Origin of the sequence: Stagnimonas aquatica, assembly GCF_003730135.1 — a bacterium.
Lineage (GTDB): Bacteria > Pseudomonadota > Gammaproteobacteria > Nevskiales > Nevskiaceae > Stagnimonas > Stagnimonas aquatica.
The window spans coordinates 123,878-142,082 of sequence record NZ_RJVO01000005.1 but is presented as its reverse complement, the minus strand read 5'-3'; the positions used below and the strand labels follow the sequence as shown (position 1 = coordinate 142,082).

Sequence of the window (18,205 nt, the reverse complement as noted above, 5' to 3'; positions counted from 1 at the left end):
CAGCCCGGGACCCGTTATAGCCATGCAGGCGGATCGCTACGACATTGCCATCGTCGGCGGCGGCCTGGTCGGCGCCAGTCTGGCGCTGGCCCTGGCCGACACGCCCTTGCGTCTGGTGCTGATCGAGGCCGCCGCGCCGCCGGCCAGCGCGCCGAGCTGGGACGAGCGCTGTATCGCCCTCAACGACGCCAGCCACCAGATCTTCGGCCGCTACGGCGTCTGGGACGCGCTGGCGCCGCAGACGGCGACGATCACCGCCACCCACATCTCCGAGCGCGGCCGCTTCGGCGTCACCCGTTTCAGCGCCGCCGAGGCCGGCCTTGCCGCGCTCGGCCACAACACCCCGCTGCGCGCTCTGGGCGCCGAACTGATGAGGCGGGTGCAGGCCCAGTCCAACCTGCGCTTCCTCTGCCCGGCACGGTTGCAGACGCTGCAACTGGGCGAGCAGACGGTGGAGCTGCGTCTGGACTCCGGCGAGGCCCTGCGCGCCCGCCTGGTGGTGGCCGCCGACGGCGCCGGCTCGGCGGTGCGCCAGCTGTTGGGCTACGCCGCCGAACGCCGCGACTACCAGCAGACCGCGCTGGTTACCGCCGTGCGGACACAGCGCGACCCGGCCGGCGTCGCCTACGAGCGCTTCACGCCGGAGGGGCCGTTCGCGCTGCTGCCCAAGCCACGCCTGGCCGACGACCGCGAGCCGGGCTATCCCTGCTCGCTGATCTGGACGCTGCCCAGCGAGCGCGCCGAGGCCATGCAGGCGCTGCGGGAGGCAGAGTTCCTGCGCGCGGCTGAAGACTGCTTCGGCGAGCGCCTGGGCCGCTTCCTGAGCCTGGGCCGGCGCCTGCCGCACCCGCTGCAACGCAGCCTCGCCGAGCAGCTCACCGCGCCCCGGGTGGTGTTCTGCGGCAATGCCGCGCAGAGCCTGCATCCGGTGGCGGCGCAGGGTTTCAACCTGGGTCTGCGCGATGTCGCCGCGCTGGCCGAACGCTTGCAGGCCTGTGCCCTGGCCGGCGGCGATCCAGGCGAGGCGGCGGGGCTCGCCGCCTACGCCGCCGCGCGCGCCGCCGATCGCCAGCGCACCGCCGAGTTCACCGACCGCCTGGTGCGGCTGTTCTCCAATCGCATCCCGCTGCTGTCCGGCCTGCGCCATCTGGGTCTGCTGGCGCTGGATCTGACGCCGCCACTCAAGGAAAGCGTGCTGCGCCAGAACCTCGGGCACCGGGGCCTGACGGCATGAGCGGCTACGACGCCGACATCCTGATCGCCGGCGGCGGTCCGATTGGACTGGCCGCCGCCATCGCCTTGCAGCGCGCCGGCTTCACGGTGCGGCTGATCGAGCGCAGCCCGCAGGCCCCGAGCTTCGATTCCAACCAGACCGATGCCCGCGTCTATGCACTGGCGCCGGCCTCGCTGGATTTTCTCGACCGGCTGGACGCTGGCGAGCCCCTGCGTGCGCTGCGCCACTGCCCATACCGGGCAATGCGGGTCTGGGATCAACATCCGGAGCGTCCGCTGCGCTTCGACGCCGCCGAGGCGGGCGCTGAACACCTGGGCGCCATCGTCGAGCATGCCGCGCTGGCTGCCGCGCTCTGGCAGGCGCTGCCGCCTGGCATCACCGAGTTGGGAGCGGAGATCGTCGCGGCGAAAACCGAAGAGGGGCAGGCGGAACTGGGCCTGGCCGATGGCCGCGTTTTGCGTGGCCGTCTGCTGCTGGCCGCCGATGGACCGGATTCGCCCTTGCGGGCGCGGCTGGAGATTCCCACCGTCGGCTGGTCCTATCAACAGCAGGCCCTGGTTTGCCACTTGCGCACCGCGCTGCCGCATGCCGGCACCGCCTGGCAACGCTTCCTGCCCGGCGGTCCGCTGGCCTTGCTGCCGCTGGCCGATGGCCGGGTGTCGCTGGTCTGGTCCTGTGACAAGGCACTAGCCACCGAGTTGTTGGCGCTCTCCGATGCCGACTTCGCGCTGCGCCTGAGCGTCGCCAGCCAGGGCGTGCTGGGGGCGCTGTCGGAGCCGACACCGCGCCGCGTCTTTCCGCTACGCCTGCTGCACGCGCAGGACTATCACGCCCCCGGTCTGGTGCTGGTCGGCGATGCCGCGCATGTGGTGCATCCGCTGGCCGGTCAGGGCCTCAACCTGGGGCTGGCCGATGTCGCCACCCTCACCGCAAGCCTGGCGGCGGCGCGCGACGCCGGTCGCGGCTGGTGGCGGCCGCGTACCCTGGCGGCCTATGCGCGGCAGCGCAAGGCCGAGAACCTGGAGATGCTGGCGCTGACCGACGGCCTCAAGCGCCTGTTCGGCAACGAGCAGGCCAGCCTGCGCGCCCTGCGCAATCTCGGCTTGGGCTTGGTAAACCGCCTGCCGCTGGCGAAGCCGGCCCTGTTGGCGCGGGCGCTGGGCCGCTAGCCCCTTCGTCCCGAACTACAACCGCTGCAGCCAGTCGTCCGCCCAGTCTTCGAGGATGCGGCTGCGGTCCTGCGCCGCGTAACGCAGCGCGAAGGTTTCGGCGGCTTGGCGCAGGGCGCGGTCTTCCAGCAGGCTTTGCAGCGCGCCTGCATGGTCTTGGCCGGTGCTCTGCGGCAATACCCGCGCCGCACCCAGGGCCTCTGCCCGCCGCGCCACCAGCTGGCGTTCGACATTAGTGGGGATCAAAAGGCAAGGCTTGCCGGCCAGCAGCATCTCGGCGGTGCTGCCGTGCGGCGCGTAGCCAACGTAGGCATCGCAGTCGGCCGCCACCTGGCGCAGGTGCGCCGGGCTGTCGGACACCACCAGGCCGGGGCGCAGATAGGCCTTGAGCCGCGCCGGGTCGAGGTCGCCGACATGCACCAGCACCTGCGCCTTCAGGTTCTTCAGTGCCAGCAACAGTTCGTGCAGACCGGGAAAGGGGCGCAGATAGGCGAATACCCGCTTCTCCGGGCGTGGCCCCCAGCGGACCGGCAGGCCCTGCGAGAAGTCCGGCTGGCCCAGGTAGGGGATGGGGCGTGCTAGCGCGTAGTGATCGAGCTCCGGGTAGCTGAGCAGGGCGGGGTGGGCGCGCCGAAGCAGGCTGGCTAGGTCCGGCAAGGGCGCGCTGCCCAGTTCGTCCAGAGCGCCGTTGAGCACCCCGAGAACGATGGCCTCGTTGCGGCGCAACAGTGGTTCGCCCACGCCCTGCTCCGGAAAGAAGGCCGGCAACGGGGTCTGCGCCGGCGGTTGCACAAAGCCGGTGCCCAGGGTCGCCGCCGGCACTTGCAGGCTGCCGGCGGCGGCCAGCGCGGTCGGGGCATGTACTGCCACCACGGCGTCGATGGAAAGTGACTGCAGCAGCGTCCGCCAGGCCTGGAGGCGTCCGGTCAGGCCGGCGACGCTGTCGAAGCCGCAGTTGTGCAGCAGGCTGGCGTAGCTGAGTTGCAGCTTGACCGGGCGCTGCGGCGGACCCAGCAGCAGCGGCGCCTGTAGCAGGTCCAGGCTCTCGTCGCCCAGCGCGCGGCGGGCGGATTGCAGATCGCGCAGGGCCAGGAACACCCGGTGACCACGTTGGCGCAGGGCGGCGGCCAGTAGACGCATCGGCATCAGATGACCGAGGCCGGCGCCCAGCTCCCAGGCCAGCAGGATGCGGCGCGCCGCCACCGGCTTCAGCCCGGCGCCGCGTCGGCGGCGTCTTGCTCCAGGGCGTAGTCCATCAGCCGGGCGAAGTTTTCCAGCGACAGCAGATGGGCGTAGATCGCGCGCAGCTCGTTCTTGCGCATCAGGGTGCGCAGGTCGCGGCCGGGAACCGCTTGCAGGCGCTCTTCGTCCACGCGGAACAGGCCCTGGAGGCGCATGCGCTGGCCCTGGCGGGGCAGGGCCAGTGCGTCGAACGGGGTCAACAGGCCCAGGGCCTCCATGCGCCGGCACAGTACCCGGGTTTGCAGGCGGGCGCCTTCGATGGCTTCCAGCAGGCGCTGGGTCTGCTGCCAGGCCTCGGAGGGGCTGCCGTCGGCGGCGAACAGCGGCGTGCCGCCGCGTGCCAGCTTCTCTTCCTCGACGCAGACCAGGCGTTGCGGCGCGCCCTCCGGCTGGGGAATCTCGGCAATGCAGAAGGGGTAGCGACGCACCGTCGCCGGCACATAGCTGTGGCGGCGCCACTGGCCTAGTGCGTTGACGAACAGGTTCTGGCGGCTGCGCAGGCCCAGCACCGCCACCGGCGCGAACTCGCCGCTGTCCTCGTCGCGCACAAAGGCGATGGGGTAGTCGGCGGCGGCCTTGGCAAACTCCGGGGCGTTGAGATGCACGGCATTCAGCTGCGCACACCACTGGAACTGCTCAGCGGCCGGCAGTCCCAGGGTCCCATGCCGCTGGCGGTCCAGCGGCACGAGCTTGCCGTAGCCCGGCGGCGCCAGGAATTGCAGAGCGGCCATGGGGTGCTATTCGGTGCCGCAGGATTCCGGATTGAGATCCTGGTCGTTGCGCTCGGTGCTCGGCGGGCTGTCGGTCTCGGTGATGCTGCCGTCCTCGCCGACGATGCGGGTGCTGCCCGGGGTTTGCAGGTCTTCGGCGGTCTTGGTCTGGATGGCGATCTTGCCCTCCTCGACCGTGGTCACCAGGATGGTCTCGCCGGCTTTTGCGTCACGCCCGGCGGCGCGCAACTTGGCGAGGATTTCCTCGCGATCACTGCAATCGCCCTGGCAGAGGCGGGCGCTATAGCGAGTGCCGCGGATACCGATGGTGGCCACCGGCGTGCTGACCCGGTAGTCCTCGTGGTTGGCCTTGCCGATCAGGCCGCTGACCGAACGGAAGCCGCCCTTGAGTAGGCGGAAGAAGGCACGCGAGGTCTCCCCCGTTTCCGCAGGCACGGTGGCCACTTGCACCGGCACCGGCGTGACCGGGGTGGCCGCCGCCGGAGGCTCGGCGGGAGTCGGCGTCGGGCTGGCAACCTGGGTCGCCGCCGCTTTCTGGGCGGACTGGAAGGCCTTCTTCACCGCCTTGCAGTTCTGCACCCGGATGAAGCAGAGGTTGCAGGCTTTGGAGTGATCGTTCTTGCTGGCGCGGCACTCCTTGCAAATCTGGCTGGCCGCGCAGGCCAGACCGACTTCTTCCTGGCTTGGGCCGTTGAATGCCGTCTTCACGGTGGCGGCGGGAGCCACTGGGGCCACCGGAGCCACGGCGGCCTTGGCAGCCGCGACCTGGGCCGGATCGACGTAACGGTAGTGCTCGATCTGAAAGCGGGTGCTGGGCCGCAGCAGAAAGAACGCGCCGTCAGCGAAGCGTAGGTTGACGTAACTGCCTGGGCCGGAGGTGATCAACTCGCCGGAGTAGACGGCATCTTCCTTGGTCAGGCTGCGGACTTCCCCGCTGACGCCCACGGCGGTGGCCTTGCCGGTGAGCATCACGACTTTCGCCGCCGCGTCGGCCGCCAAGGCCTGCGGGGCCGAAACCAGCGCCAGTACCAGGGCGAGAATCCAGTTGCGCATAGAGGTCATGGTCGGGTCCCGGTGATCAGATCGCATCGCACTGCTGCTGGGTATCGCCGCTATCGTCGCTGCTGACGCCGCCATGGCCCGGCAGGCTGCGGTCCGGCAGCAGCGGATTGCTGGCGCGCTCGGCGTCGGACGGCGGACCGGCCGGCGAGAAGTCGGAGCTGACCAGCACCAGGTCCTTGGCGCCCGCACTGCGGATGTCTTCCGGCACGCCGGTATCGACCCGGCCCAGGACCACCACGCGGCCGTTGGTGCTGATCTTGTCGGCGCCCGAGACCTTGCCCCCGGTCAGGAAGATGTAGTTGGTGCCGGTGCCGGCATTAAGGGCCTTGCCGGCAGGGCCACCGTTGCCGTCCAGCAGGAAGATATCGCCGGAGTAATTGTTGCTGCCGATGGCCAGGCTGCGTGCGAAGCGCGCGAAGCTGAGATCGCTGATGCCCAGCGGCGCGCGGTCGTCGGTGGGGATCACCTGCAGGAACAGGTCGCTGGCGCCGCGCACCGTGCCATTGAAGGTGAAGTCGCTGGAGTCGAACAGCAGGTAGTGCGCCGAGCCGCTGATCGCGCCGAGCGTCAGGAACTGCGAGGCGACGAAGCTGGCATTGGGCCCCGAGGACGGCCGCAGATCGGCGTTGGTCCCGGTCAGTGCCTCGATCAGGCCCTCGTCGTCGCCGAACGGCGCCGCGCCGGAGCCGAAGCTGAAACTGGCGAGCCCGAAGTCGAGAATCTTGCCGCGCGCGCCGAAGCCATTGGCGCTGATCTGCACTGCGCTCGGAGTGGTGACCGAGTCGGCCTCGATGCGCACGATGTTGCCTTCGATACTGCCGCCATCCAGGGTCACCAGCCCGACGCCACCGAGCAGCCGGACATCACCGCCAGCCAGTTCGGCATTGCGCAAGGTCAGGCCGGCACCCTTGAGTTCGATGCTGCCGGCCGGAATGCTGGTCAGCGCCTTGCCGCCGCTGGCCTCAAGGTTATTGCTGACCAGTAGGCGGGAATTCTCGACGCTGACCGCACCCTTGCCGTGCAACTGGAGATTAACGCCGCGCAGCAGGCTGTCGTTGCTGATGGCCACGCTGCCGCCCGAGGAGCTCAGGCTGAGGCTGCCGCTGCTATCGGCCTGGGAGCCGTCGATAGTCAGCAGGCCGGTGCTGCCGATGGTGATGGCCGAGCCGGACTGGGCGCTGCCGCCTTCGATAGTGACCGTCTTGCCCGTCAAGTTGAGCGTGCCGCCCCGCAGCACGGAGTGGTTGTTGATCCGCAGCGTATTGCCACTGGTAATGCCCAGGCTGGCGGCTTCGATCAAGGTATTCGAGACCTTGACCAAACTTCCGCTCAGGGTCGCACCAGCGCCCGTGGTCAGATTGCCGCCGTCCAGATTGAGGGCGTTCTGCGCGGCGAGTGTCAGGCTGCCGCCGGACAGAGCGCCGGAGCCGAGCGTGATGGTGTTGGCCGCCAGATGCGCGGCGCCAGTGGCCGACAGGACATAGCCGGCCAGATTGATGCTGTTGGCCGCAACCAACTCCAGGCCGCCGGTCGAGCTGAGGGAAAGCAGGTCGGTGCTGCCGATGGCCCCGGCATGGATCACGAGACCGCCGGTGCCGGCGGCGACGTGGAGCGCGCCGGCATTGCCAAAGGCTCCGGCCGTGCTGAGCGAGACGGTGTTGCCGCTGAGGCTGCCGCCGAGGCTAAGAGACTCGCTGTTGCTCAGACTAAGGATGTCGCCAGCCTGCAGACTCAACGCGCCACCGACCGAAGTCCTGCCCAACATCAGATCGTCGGCTGCAATAGCGCTGAGATCGCCAGTTGCTGTAATGCGGGCCTGGCGGGTATCGATCACATTGCCGCGGAGTTGGACGTTGTGGCCATTCAGTTCGCTGTCGTTGCCGATGACCACGCTGTCGCTGGAGGCGGTCAGGCTCAGGTTTCCGCTACTGTCGATTCGAGCGCTGTCGATCTTCAGCAGGCTGGCGCTACCCAGGCTGATGGCGGAGCCGGACAACAGGCTGCCGCCTTCAATGGCGATGGATTTGCCCATCAGACTGAGAGCGCTGCTCCGCAGTTCAGAGCTGCCGATGAGCAGAGCGTCGCCACTGCTAATGTTCAGTGTGGTGGCCCCAATCTGCGCGTTGCTGAGCGTGACGGAGTCGCCGCGCAGTGTCGCGTCGTTACCAATGACGAGGCTGCTGCCGGCGAGATTAAGTGCGTTTTGAGCGGTCAGCGCTAGGCTGCCACCTGTGAGCGATCCGGCACCGAGACTGATGCTGCTGGCATCCATGCTCGCTGTACCATTGACCTGCAGCGTATAGGCAGCCAGGTTGATGCTGTTCGCTACCAGTCGCATATCGCCGGCTGAGTGGAGGGTGAGCAGGCCGCCACTGGTGACGCTGCCGGCGTTGATGGCAAGGCCGCCGGTGTTAGCGGTGACGCTGATCGCGCCAGTGTTGCTAAAGTTGCCGCCGACAACGAATGCGACGGTGTGGCCGACCAACTCGCTGCTATCGCCGATGGCGACACTGCCATCGGAGGAAGTCAGATTCAGGTTGCCGCTGCTATGGATTCGAGAGGTATTGATCTTCAGCAGGCCAGCGCCGCCAAGATTGATGTTGGAGCCGAATAGGCGACTGTCATCTTCGATAATCAGGACGCCGTCACTGGTGATGTCTAGATTGGCGGCATCAATCTGCGCGATGCTGACCGTGACCGAGTTGCCGCTCAGGCTTGTGCCGTTGTTGCTGGTGAGATCGCTCCCGGTCAGGCTGAGTGTGCTCTGGGCAACTAGCTTGAGGCTGTCGCCTAGCAGCGAACCGCCACCCAGGCTGATGGTGTTGGCTTCTAGCCTCACTGCACCATCAGCCGACAAGGTGTAGTTCGATAGATTGATGTCGTCCGCCACCAGTTGCAGACTGCCGGCCGAGCCGAGGAAGAGCAGGCCGGCGTTCCCGGCGCTGTCGATGCTGCCTGCATCTATGCTGAGACTACCGCTTCCGGCTACGATGACAAGCCCGCTGGCATTACTGAATTTGCCATCGGTTCTGAGCAGGACGGTGCCACCGCTGAGATTGCCGCTGAGGCTGAGAGACTCGCTGTTGCTCAGAGTCAGGACCGCGCCAGCGGAGACGGTGCCGATCTCCAGGCCGGTGCTGGCCGTGGCGGTGAAATCTCCGCCGGCCGAGAACTGTCCGGCGCCGGCTTCAATCTGTTGTCCATTAAGTTGAATGTCGGCGGAGCCCGAGGTGTTCACGGCGAAGCCGCAGTCTGCGATCTCGGCATAGCAGGTCCGCGAGGATGATCCCAGCAGGTCCGACAGCAAGGGCTCGGTATCGAGCGTGTCGGCGAGATTGATCCGGTTGTCCGGGGTTACCGTGAACGGATGCTCGAACTGCTCCACCAGATCGCGCAGCGACTGGCGGATGTCGCCATTGGCGCCGGCATCGAGGCGGACATCGCCGTCGGAGATCAGATTGAGTCCGCCGATGTCCACTTCTGTGCCGCCGATCACGGTAAGCCCGCCGTCGACGATCCGCACCGGGCTACCGGTACTGGTTCCCAGGCGGATCGCGGCCAGTCCCAGATCCAGGTTGACGGGATCGCTGGTGACCGTGGGGCTGTTGGATTCGATGTGCCCGGTGGCGGCATCAATCCGCACGTCGCCGGTGATGACGGCGTCGGCGGAGTCGATGAGCAGCCCGGCAATCAGGGTGCCGCGAATGTCGACGCCCTGGTTCAGTCGTAGCGACTCGGTGTTGACCTGGAGTCCGGTGCGGCCGCCGACCAGCACACTGTGGGTATCCGGCAAGGTCGGGGGCAGGGGATCGGAGTAGCCGAGGAAGCTCAGGTCTTCGCGCAGGTAGGCCGGCGTGCTGCCATCGGGGCGGCCGTCCAGGCGGACCGCGCCGTCGACCACGGCGCTGGCATAGCTGTTGATGCCCGCCTCGGCGGACAGACCGCTGACATTCAGCTCGCCGCCGATGTGCAGACTGTCGGCGCCTTCGAAGGAAATGCCGGCGAGGCCGGCGGTGGCCGCCTGAACGCTGCCGCCCAGGGTTTCGACCGCGTGGTTGCCGCTGATCTGCCGACGCAGCTGGTAGCTGTCGACCGCGCCGCTGGTCGGGTTGCTGGCCTCGTAGTACTCCCGCTGCACGTTTACGTAATAGCCGTAGTCGTAGGCCAGGCCGGTTTCGCCGAACACCTCGCCCTGCGCGGCATTCACCCGCACGCCGGCGAGATTGACCTGATCGGCCCAGACCTCGCCCTGCGCGGCACCGACGCCGTTGAGGCGGAGATCGCCGCCCAGGCTCAGGCTGCCGGCGGCCGCATCCTGCAGGTAGCCGCCGTACTGCGGGTTCTCGACGTCATAGGGCACGAACTCACCGCCGACCACCCGGAAGCTCGCCGCGCCCCAGTGCAGGTAGGGCGAGGGGCTGGCTTCGTCGAACTGGGTCACGACCGGCGCATTGATCAGAGACGGACGCAGGAACAGCCCATAGCTGTCAAAGCCGCGTCCGCCATAGGCGTAGTCGTAATAGTCGCCGTCGACCACATAGCCCAGGCCCTCGACGTCGATGGAGCCCCGCACCAGCTGGGTGCCGAGCAAGGCGTCGGCGACGCGGATGCTGCCGCCGTTGGCAGCCTGCAGGCTCAGGCTGGCCTCGCGGCCGCCGACGCGCACCCTGCCGTTATAGAGCTGGCTGGCCTGCTCTCCGCCGGCGCGGCTGGTGATGAACTCCGCCTGCGCCTGCGAGATGTTGTCCCGGTAGACGACATTGCCGTCGGCATCGGTGACGGTGTGGCTGGCTTCGGCCAGGTATTCGGTCTGGGTGTTGACGCCGATGTGGCTCTGCACCAGCACCGAGGAGCCGTAGGAGGCGGATTCGGGATTGCTGTCGGTGCCGATTTCCAGGCTGCCGGCGGAAATCCGCGCCAGGGCGTTGGGGCCGCGGACGTTCAGATAGCCCAGGCTGACCTTGAAGTCCTCCGAGGCCAGGCCGCTGCCGAGTCCATTGGTGGCGAAGGTGTTGGTGTTGTAGTTGGCAAACTCGCCGATCTCGGCGGTGGCGTTGCCGAACAGGACGGTCTCGGTCAGCGGATCGTTGCAGTCGCAGTTGTCGGTGCGGATGTACTCGGCAACGAAGGAGTGCACCTTCAGGCCGTCAGAGAGCGTCACTGCGCCGGTGCCGCGGATCAGGGCATGGGCATCGCCGTAGCCATAGACCTCGACCTTGCCCAGACTGACCGTACCGGCGCTGGCATGCGAGCCGGGGTTGATGAGCAGGGCCGCCGAAGCCGCCGACAGGGTCTCGTTGCCGCCATAGCTGGCATACAGCAGCGGCGTGTAGCTCTCGACACGGATGTCGCCGATGTCGATGTTTCCGTCGGCGGCGAGCAGGGCGGACGCCGCAGGTTGGTAGCCGAGCAGGTTGTAGCCCAGGCGTGGCGGCAGGCCTTCCACCCCGCTTTCGGCGGCGCGCACCCCGATCGAGCCGACCGAGATATTGCCGCCCGAAGTCTGGTAACTGTCGGTTTGCGGGTCGTAGGTCGAGGTCTGGTAGGCATCGGCCTGCAGTCGGGCAGCGCCGTGCTGGGACACCGCCTGGATGCTGCCGTCGATGTCGATGCTGCCGGCGTTGGCGGCCAGGTCGATGCTGACGTCGCCATCGCCGACGGCAACGAGGTTGCCGCTGCTGCGGATCGAGTCGCCGTAGATGCTGAGGTAGTCGTGGGCGGAGACGACATCGCCGTAGCCGCTGTTGGCGCCCAGCTGGATGGCGCCGGCGGCGCTGATGTAGACGCCGTTGCCGGCATGCACCTGATCGACCACCAGATCGCCCGGCTGGGCGCTGCCGCCGTAGCCACCGTAGCCGCTTTCGTGGGCGTAGAGCTCGATGTAGCCGGCTGCGGTGTAGTCACCGCCACCGCTCAGGTTGCCGGCGCTGGCGGTGACCGAAATTTCCCCGGCGCTGTCGAGCAGGCCGGAGAGTTCCAGCGACTGGCCGGTGAGATGGATGCCGTAGGCGGTGGAGCGCAGCGTCTGGCCGGCGGCCAGCGAGATGTTTCCGCTGGTGCTGACCTGAATCTCGCCGGCACTGAGGTTGCCGAGGCCGATGTCGCCGTAAGCGCTCAGGTTTGCATAGCCATCGGCGCCTAGATCGACCGTGCTGCCCAGCACGATGTTGCCACCGGCATTGAGGTTGAGATTGAGACTGTCGCCGCCGCTGCTGCTGTCGAAAATCTTGTCGTTGAGGAAGATGCCGCCAGCGGCATCGAGCGTCAGCGTCCCGTGTCCGGTGCCGTTGTAGTCCAGCGCCGTGAGCAGGCGGATGTCGCCGTTCTGGCTGCCGCTGCCGCCGGTGCTGACGGTGACGCTGGTGCCACCGCTCAGAGCACTGGTGATCAGATTGACGCCGAGCTGGGCGTTGTCACTGTTTGCTTCGAAGGGGTTGCTGCTGCTGATGCCGCCGTAGCCATTGCCGGCGACGATGTCGATGTCCTGCGGGTCGATCAGCCAATCACCGCCGGTGGCGCCGCTCAGTTGCGGGACCTGGGTGACGGTGAGCAGGCCGTGGCTAGAGGTTTCCACGAAGCCGCCGTCGCCGCCCTGGCCGGCGCCCCGGGCCGACAGCAGGCCGGCCAGCACCGAATGATCCTGCGAATAGGCGGCAATACGGCCGCCATCACCCTGCACCGTGGCGTCGGCGCGCACGGTGGCGGCCTCGGCCAGATACAGACGTTCGGCCTGAACCAGGCCTTCGCCACCCTGGATGCCGCCGCCGAGGCGGATTTCGCCGCCGCCCTGGGCGCCGGAGGCGTCGATCAGGCCGGCCTCGATGCGGATGTCACGGTCGCCGAGCACCTGGATGCTGCCGCCAACCGAGGTCGTGCTGCTGGCGTCGAGATTGCCGGTGTTGACGACATTGCCGCCAGCGCCGAGCAGCACGATCTCGCCGTTCTCCTCGGCGACACCGGTGGCGCGGATCAGGCCGCTGTTGTTGACCACGTCGCGCACCAGGCCGCGCGCGACGTTTGCCGACATCAGAACCCGGCCGCCGTCGGCCAGCAGCTGACCGCTGTTGGCGACGCCGGCCGCCTGCGACAGCGCGGCGCCGTCGACGCGGTAGTTGATCAGGCCGTCGCCGGCCAGATCCAGGGTCATCGCCGAGCCGGAGGCCAGCACGATGTCGCCCAGCCGGGCCTGGATCAGGCCGCTGTTGCGGGCGCTGTCACCGGCCAGTACCACGAAGCCGCCGTCGGCGGCGCTGATCTGGCCCTGGTTGACCACGCCGGCGCCGCTGCCATTGCCGGCCAATACGTAGCGGCCGTTGAGGAAATCGGCGTCGGAGATGTCCAGCGTGCTGGCGACCAGACCGGCAACATCCACCCGGCTGCCGGCGCCGAACATCACGCCCTGGGTATTGATCAGGAACACCCGGCCATTGGCCGAGATGTTGCCGAGGATTTCGCTGGGGCTGCCGCCGACGATACGGTTGAGGATGGCGGCCGAGGCCGAGGGCTGCACGAACTGCACCAGCTCCTGCCCGCCGACGTTGAACTGCTGCCAGTTGACCACCGCGGTCTGGCTGTTCTGCTGCACCAGGGTGGTGAGCGCGTCCGGCTGGCCGATGTTGACCTGACCGGCGATCACCGTGCCGCCGGTGGGGCCGGCCAGGGCCAGGGCCGGCGTCAGTACCGGCGCCAGCGCCAGCCAGCGGCGGTACACCAGGGGCGCGCGCAGCGGATTGAGGCGGAGCTTGGTCATGCGGAATCTCCTTAAAACTGGACGGCGAGCGTGCCGTAGACGCGCCCGCTGTCCTTGCCGTCGCCGACCGGGGTGTCGTCCCTGGGGGTGGCGTAATCGAGCTTGAGGCTGACCCGGTCCATCACCGCGTCGGCACCGACGCCGACGCTGGCCAGCGTGGGTTCCGGGGTGCTGCCACTGGGGTCACGCGAGCGCACCCGGCCAGCGTCCACGAACACCCGTGGCGTCAGAACCAGCTTGCCCAGGGCAAACGGGCGGCGCAGGGTGAGGGAGCCCAGGTAGCCCCAGTCGCCACGGGCCTCGGAAGGCGCGTGGCCGCGGATCGTGGTCGGGCCGCCGATAGACAGCTGCTGGGTGTCCGGTAGCGGATCGGGCGAGTAGACGAACAGGCCGTGCGCGACCAGCTGGATCTGCTTGGCGATGGGCTGGATGTGCTGGCCGTCCAACTCCAGGCGGATGCGCTGGGAGTTGCGGTCGTTGGCGTCGGCCTTCTGGAAGTTGCTGCCCAGGCTGGCCACCAGCTGGCTGACGGCGCCGCCCCGGTACAGGTGGGTGTAGACGCCGCCCAGCTCCAGCAGCGTCAGTTCGGTGGCGCGCAGCGGCACGCCGGAGAAATCGGTATCGGCCTTGGTGTCCGAGATCGCCGCGCTCAGGCTCAGTTGGTCGGCGCCAGCACGCAGCACCGGCACTTCCAACTCCACCCGGCCATTGCGGTTGCTGCCAGCCACGCCTTGAAAGCCGCCGCCCAGCTCGAATTTGGCGTAGCCATAGCTGAACTTGAGCCGGCTGCCCTGCCAGCCGGTGGGCAGCGAGTAGCCGATCAGGCCGTATTCCAGAAGATCGTTGGAGGAACGCAGGCCCAGCAGGCTGAGCTGGTCGCCGATCCGCAGCGGGTTGTTGAGGTCCACCTGTACGCCGAAACGGGTTTCGCCGGCCGTATCGCGGCCGCTGTTGTCGATGAAGAACGAGCCCTGGTAGGGGGTCTCCTTGCCTTGCACGACGATGTCGGTACTGCCGTAGCTTTCGCCGGGGCGCAGCACCGCCCGGGCGTCCAGGCCGGGCAGGGCGTCGATGTCGCGCAGCCCGTCTTCGAAGGAAGCGCCACGGTAGACCTGGCCGGCAGTGCCGGCCAGATAGACATCGAGGTCGGCCGGGCGGTAGCCCTTCAGTCCTTCATAGACGACCTTGCCGACCCGGCCTTCGAGGATTTCCAGTTGCACCACGCCGTCGCTGATCTTCTGTGCCGGCAGTTGGGCCGAAGCCAGGGTATAGCCGGCCTCGACGTAGTGGCTGGTGATGCGGTCGGCGGCTTCGTAGAGCTGGATCAGACTGACCGGCTTGCCGAGATAGTCGGCGACCAGCGCCGCCAGTTGCGCATCGCTGAACAGGGTGTTGCCGCTGAACTGGAAACGCTGGACGGTGAGGGTCTTGCCCTCCGACCCCGGCGGGGCCTCGGCGCGCGGCGGCGGCACCGGCGAGGACAGCGGTTCGGGCGCCTGCAGCTCCGGGGCACGCTTGAGCGTGTCGGAAATCGCCCCGGCGGTTAGCGGGTCTGCCGCCTGAGCCAGGGTGGCAAATAGACTGACGGGGACCAATACCGGTGCCCAGACGCGCGACGCGACTCCCATGCTTCTTCTCCTCAAGTGCGCTGGAATCATGCAGCGCTGGTCCCAAGATTTACTATAGCCGACGCAGGGGAGGCGTCCATGCAGCTTCCGTGAACCGGGACACGTCCCACAGGGCCTGGTTGGCGGCGCTGCTGCTTGGCGGCCCGAATCGCGCGGTCGCGGGGCCGGCGAGGTCTTTCCGCCCGCCCTGGCCGAGGCCTGCCCTGTGCCCTCCCCGGGAGCGGCGGTAGGCAGCGCGGTTTCCTGCTCGCCAGCGTCGTTCCGGCCGCTTACACTGAGCGCCGCACGCGAGAGAGACCGGCCCTGGGCCGGCACCGAAGGCGCAAATCCGCCCGGAATCGCTCAGGTAAAAGGATCGCGTGCGATCCACACTCTGGAGAGAGCCGCCGCTGCGGCCACCGAAGGCGCCCTAACGCTCAGGTAAAAGGACAGAGGGGCGGCGTATCACTGCCTCGGACGCCGCCATGCTCAACAAGACCGCCCTGCATTCCGCCCACCAGCAATTGGGGGCTCGCCTCGTTGACTTCGCCGGCTGGGAAATGCCGATCCAGTACACCTCCCAGCTCGACGAGCACCACGCGGTGCGGCAGTCGGCGGGCATGTTCGATGTCACCCACATGTTGGCCATCGACCTGCACGGCACCCGGGTGCGCGAGTTCCTGCGCCGGCTGCTCGCCAACGACGTGGCCAAGCTCGGGCTGCCCGGCAAGGCGCTGTATAGCTGCATGCTGCGTGAAGACGCCGGCATCATCGACGACCTGATCGTCTATTTCCTGCGCGAGGACTGGTTCCGCCTGGTGGTCAACGCCGGCACCGCCGACAAGGACCTGGCCTGGATCTGCCAGCAGGCCCAGGACTTCGGGGTGGAGGTCCAACCCCGTCGCGATCTCGGCATCCTCGCCGTGCAGGGCCCGCAGGCGCGCGCCGCCGTGCTCAAGCACCTGCCGGCTGGCCTCGCGGCTCAGGCGCAGGCGCTGGTGGTGTTCCAGGCCGCCCACGAGGGTGAGCTGTTCGTCGGCCGCACCGGTTATACCGGCGAGGACGGTTTCGAGCTGATCCTGCCGCAGGCCGAGTTGGTCGCGCTCTGGCAGAAGTTGCTGGCTGACGGCGTCAAGCCCGCTGGGCTCGGCGCTCGCGACACCCTGCGCCTGGAAGCCGGCATGAACCTCTACGGCCAGGACATGGACGAGTCCAAGCATCCGCTCGAATCCGGGCTGGGCTGGACCGTGGCCTGGGAGCCGGCCGAGCGCGACTTCATCGGCCGTGGCGCCCTGGAGGCCCTGCGCGGCAAGTCCGCGCACAAGTTCGTGGCGCTGGTGCTGGAAGGCCGTGGCGTGGTTCGCGCGCACATGAAGGTTCGCTATGCCAACGGCGCTGTCGGCGAGACCACCAGCGGCGGCTTCTCGCCGACCATGAAGGCCTCCATCGCCATGGCCCGGGTAGAGTCCGGGGCCGAGGGCGCGGTGGAGGTGGAGATTCGCGGCGCCTGGGTTCCGGCCCGGGTGGTGAAGCCGCCGTTTGTCCGCAACGGCAAGATTCTGGTTTAAACGCGATTGCATCTTTCAATCTTTTCTGGAGATTCCCATGAGCAACATCCCGACTGAACTCAAGTACGCCAAGTCCCACGAATGGGTGAAGTTGCAGGCCGATGGCACGGTGGTGATCGGCATCACCGACCACGCCCAGAACGCGCTCGGCGATCTGGTGTTCGTGGAAACCCCGAAAGTGGGCCGCAAGCTGGCGGCGGGCGAGTCCTGCGCGGTGGTGGAGTCGGTGAAGGCCGCCTCCGATGTCTACGCGCCCATCGCCGGTGAGGTCACCGACGCCAATGCGGCTCTGGCCAACTCGCCCGAGATTCTCAACACCGACCCCTACGAGGCCGGCTGGATGTGGAAGCAGACGGTGACCAATCCGGGCGAGCTGGAAGTGCTGCTCGACGCCGCCGGTTACGAGAAGGTCATCGCCGCGCTCTAAGCGCGCGCATTCCGCTTCCCCTCATTTCGTAGAGCATCCATGCCGTTCATTCCCCACACCGACGCCGACGTCAAGGACATGCTGGCCGCCATCGGCGCGCCCAGCATCGACGCGCTGTTTGGCGAAATCCCCCCTGAGTTGCAGTGCAAGGGCCTCACCCAGGTGCCGGAAGGCCTGTCAGAAATGGCGGTCAGCCAGTTGATGCGCGCGCGCGCCGCGCAGGACCGCATGGCGCTCAACTTCATCGGCGCCGGGGCCTACGAGCACCACATCCCGGCGGCGGTCTGGGAGATCACCACCCGTGGCGAGTTCTACTCGGCCTACACCCCGTACCAGGCCGAGGCCAGCCAGGGCACGCTGACGGTGCTCTACGAGTACCAGACGATGATGACCGAGCTGACCGGCATGGACGTCTCCAACGCCTCGATGTACGACGGCGCCTCGGCGCTGGCCGAGGCGCTGCTGATGGCGGTGCGCTGCAATACCGTCAACACCAGTGGCAAGGTGCTGGTGCCGAAGAACCTGCACCCGTACTACGGCGAGGTGGTCAACAGCATCACCCACGCCCAGGGCATCCGGCAGGCGGCGGTCGACTACGACGCCAAGACTGGCCAGACCAGCCTGGAGGCGCTCAAGGCCTACGAGGGCGTGAAGCCGACGGCGGTGGTGATCGCCCAGCCGAACTTCTTCGGCGCGCTGGAAGACGTCGATGCCCTCACCGACTGGGCGCATGCCCAGGGTGCGCTGGTGGTGGCGCTGGTCAACCCGACTTCGCTGGCGCTGCTCAAGCCGCCCAGCGAATGGGGCGCGAAGGGCGCCGACATCGTCTGCGGCGACGGTCAGCCGCTGGGTGCGCCGCTGTCCTCCGGCGGCCCCTATTACGGCTTCCTGACCTGCAAGCTGCCCTATGTGCGGCAGATGCCGGGCCGCATCATCGGCCGCACCGTCGATCTCGACGGCAAGCCTGGCTTCACGCTCACCCTGCAGGCGCGCGAGCAGCACATCCGCCGCAGCAAGGCGACCTCGAACATCTGCACCAACCAGGGTCTCTTGGTCACCGCCTCGACGATCTACATGTCGCTGCTCGGACCGGATGGTCTCGCCAAGGTCGCCAGCGCCAGCATGGCCAACACCGCCGCGCTGCTGGCGAAGCTGACCGCCATCCCTGGCGTCAGCCGGGTGTTCGATGCGCCGGTGTTCCACGAAGCGGTGATCCGCCTGCCCAAGCCGGTGGCGCCGGTGCTGGAAGCGCTTGCTGATGAAGGCGTGCTGGGCGGCTTTGATCTGTCCCGCCACAACCCGGAGCTGGGCAACGCCCTGCTGCTGTGCGTCACCGAAACCAAGTCCGAGGCGCAGCTGGACCGCTACGCCGATACCCTGCGCCGCCTGCTCGCGGCCTGAACAACACCATCACG

The 18,205-nt window shown here is 68.0% G+C and carries 10 protein-coding genes and 2 riboswitches; of the genes, 5 read left to right on the top strand and 5 right to left on the bottom strand.

What is annotated here, in order from left to right:
• The first annotated feature begins 22 nt into the window (after positions 1-22).
• Entirely contained in the window at positions 23-1,234 is a 1,212-nt protein-coding gene (gene ubiH / locus ED208_RS11915) for a 2-octaprenyl-6-methoxyphenyl hydroxylase (protein ID WP_123212131.1), read from the top strand.
• Positions 1,231-2,403, top strand: a complete 1,173-nt coding sequence (locus ED208_RS11910) for an FAD-dependent monooxygenase (protein WP_123212130.1) — start codon at positions 1,231-1,233, stop codon at positions 2,401-2,403. Before ubiH ends, ED208_RS11910 begins: the two co-directional genes overlap by 4 nt.
• Positions 2,404-2,418: 15 nt before the next feature.
• Here the strand turns inward: ED208_RS11910 and ED208_RS11905 are convergent, their stop codons facing one another.
• Genes ED208_RS11905 through ED208_RS11880 form a run of 5 tightly spaced genes read right to left on the bottom strand, consistent with a single transcriptional unit; the run spans position 2,419 to position 14,816 of the window.
• Positions 2,419-3,606 (bottom strand): glycosyltransferase, encoded by a 1,188-nt coding sequence (locus ED208_RS11905; RefSeq protein WP_123212129.1) that lies wholly within the window; start codon positions 3,604-3,606, stop codon positions 2,419-2,421.
• 5 nt (positions 3,607-3,611) lie between these two features.
• The gene (locus tag ED208_RS11900) at positions 3,612-4,376 is read right to left on the bottom strand and encodes a SapC family protein (protein ID WP_123212128.1); all 765 of its coding nucleotides are present in this window, start codon (positions 4,374-4,376) and stop codon (positions 3,612-3,614) included.
• Between the two features lie 6 nt (positions 4,377-4,382).
• Positions 4,383-5,438, bottom strand: a complete 1,056-nt coding sequence (locus ED208_RS17340) for a FecR family protein (RefSeq protein WP_158608532.1) — start codon at positions 5,436-5,438, stop codon at positions 4,383-4,385.
• A 16-nt stretch (positions 5,439-5,454) separates the two neighbouring features.
• Positions 5,455-13,188 (bottom strand): two-partner secretion domain-containing protein, encoded by a 7,734-nt coding sequence (locus tag ED208_RS11885; RefSeq protein WP_123212125.1) that lies wholly within the window; start codon positions 13,186-13,188, stop codon positions 5,455-5,457.
• Positions 13,189-13,199: 11 nt separating this feature from the next.
• The gene (locus ED208_RS11880) at positions 13,200-14,816 is read right to left on the bottom strand and encodes a ShlB/FhaC/HecB family hemolysin secretion/activation protein (protein ID WP_158608531.1); all 1,617 of its coding nucleotides are present in this window, start codon (positions 14,814-14,816) and stop codon (positions 13,200-13,202) included.
• A 278-nt stretch (positions 14,817-15,094) separates the two neighbouring features.
• Positions 15,095-15,184, top strand: a riboswitch (glycine riboswitch).
• 1 nt (position 15,185) lies between these two features.
• Positions 15,186-15,252: riboswitch (glycine riboswitch) on the top strand.
• Positions 15,253-15,280: 28 nt separating this feature from the next.
• Between ED208_RS11880 and gcvT the strand changes: the two genes are divergently transcribed.
• From gcvT to gcvPA, 3 genes are read left to right on the top strand one after another with little or no spacing between them, the layout of a single operon-like run.
• Positions 15,281-16,363, top strand: coding sequence for a glycine cleavage system aminomethyltransferase GcvT (gene gcvT, locus ED208_RS11875; RefSeq protein ID WP_123212123.1), 1,083 nt, complete (start codon positions 15,281-15,283; stop codon positions 16,361-16,363).
• A gap of 37 nt (positions 16,364-16,400) precedes the next feature.
• Complete coding sequence (gcvH, locus tag ED208_RS11870; RefSeq protein WP_123212122.1) at positions 16,401-16,790, top strand: glycine cleavage system protein GcvH; 390 nt, start codon at positions 16,401-16,403, stop codon at positions 16,788-16,790.
• Positions 16,791-16,829: 39 nt separating this feature from the next.
• Complete coding sequence (gcvPA, locus tag ED208_RS11865) at positions 16,830-18,191, top strand: aminomethyl-transferring glycine dehydrogenase subunit GcvPA (RefSeq protein ID WP_123212121.1); 1,362 nt, start codon at positions 16,830-16,832, stop codon at positions 18,189-18,191.
• The last annotated feature ends 14 nt before the right edge of the window (positions 18,192-18,205 follow it).

What these genes read in the sequence shown, in the direction of transcription:
- ubiH (WP_123212131.1), top strand. Translation starts at nt 23, where the DNA reads ATGCAGGCGGATCGCTACGACATTGCCATCGTCGGCGGCGGCCTGGTC.
- ED208_RS11910 (WP_123212130.1), top strand. Translation starts at nt 1,231, where the DNA reads ATGAGCGGCTACGACGCCGACATCCTGATCGCCGGCGGCGGTCCGATT.
- ED208_RS11900 (WP_123212128.1), bottom strand. Translation starts at nt 4,376, where the DNA reads ATGGCCGCTCTGCAATTCCTGGCGCCGCCGGGCTACGGCAAGCTCGTG.
- ED208_RS17340 (WP_158608532.1), bottom strand. Translation starts at nt 5,438, where the DNA reads ATGACCTCTATGCGCAACTGGATTCTCGCCCTGGTACTGGCGCTGGTT.
- ED208_RS11885 (WP_123212125.1), bottom strand. Translation starts at nt 13,188, where the DNA reads ATGACCAAGCTCCGCCTCAATCCGCTGCGCGCGCCCCTGGTGTACCGC.
- ED208_RS11880 (WP_158608531.1), bottom strand. Translation starts at nt 14,816, where the DNA reads ATGGGAGTCGCGTCGCGCGTCTGGGCACCGGTATTGGTCCCCGTCAGT.
- gcvT (WP_123212123.1), top strand. Translation starts at nt 15,281, where the DNA reads ATGCTCAACAAGACCGCCCTGCATTCCGCCCACCAGCAATTGGGGGCT.
- gcvH (WP_123212122.1), top strand. Translation starts at nt 16,401, where the DNA reads ATGAGCAACATCCCGACTGAACTCAAGTACGCCAAGTCCCACGAATGG.
- gcvPA (WP_123212121.1), top strand. Translation starts at nt 16,830, where the DNA reads ATGCCGTTCATTCCCCACACCGACGCCGACGTCAAGGACATGCTGGCC.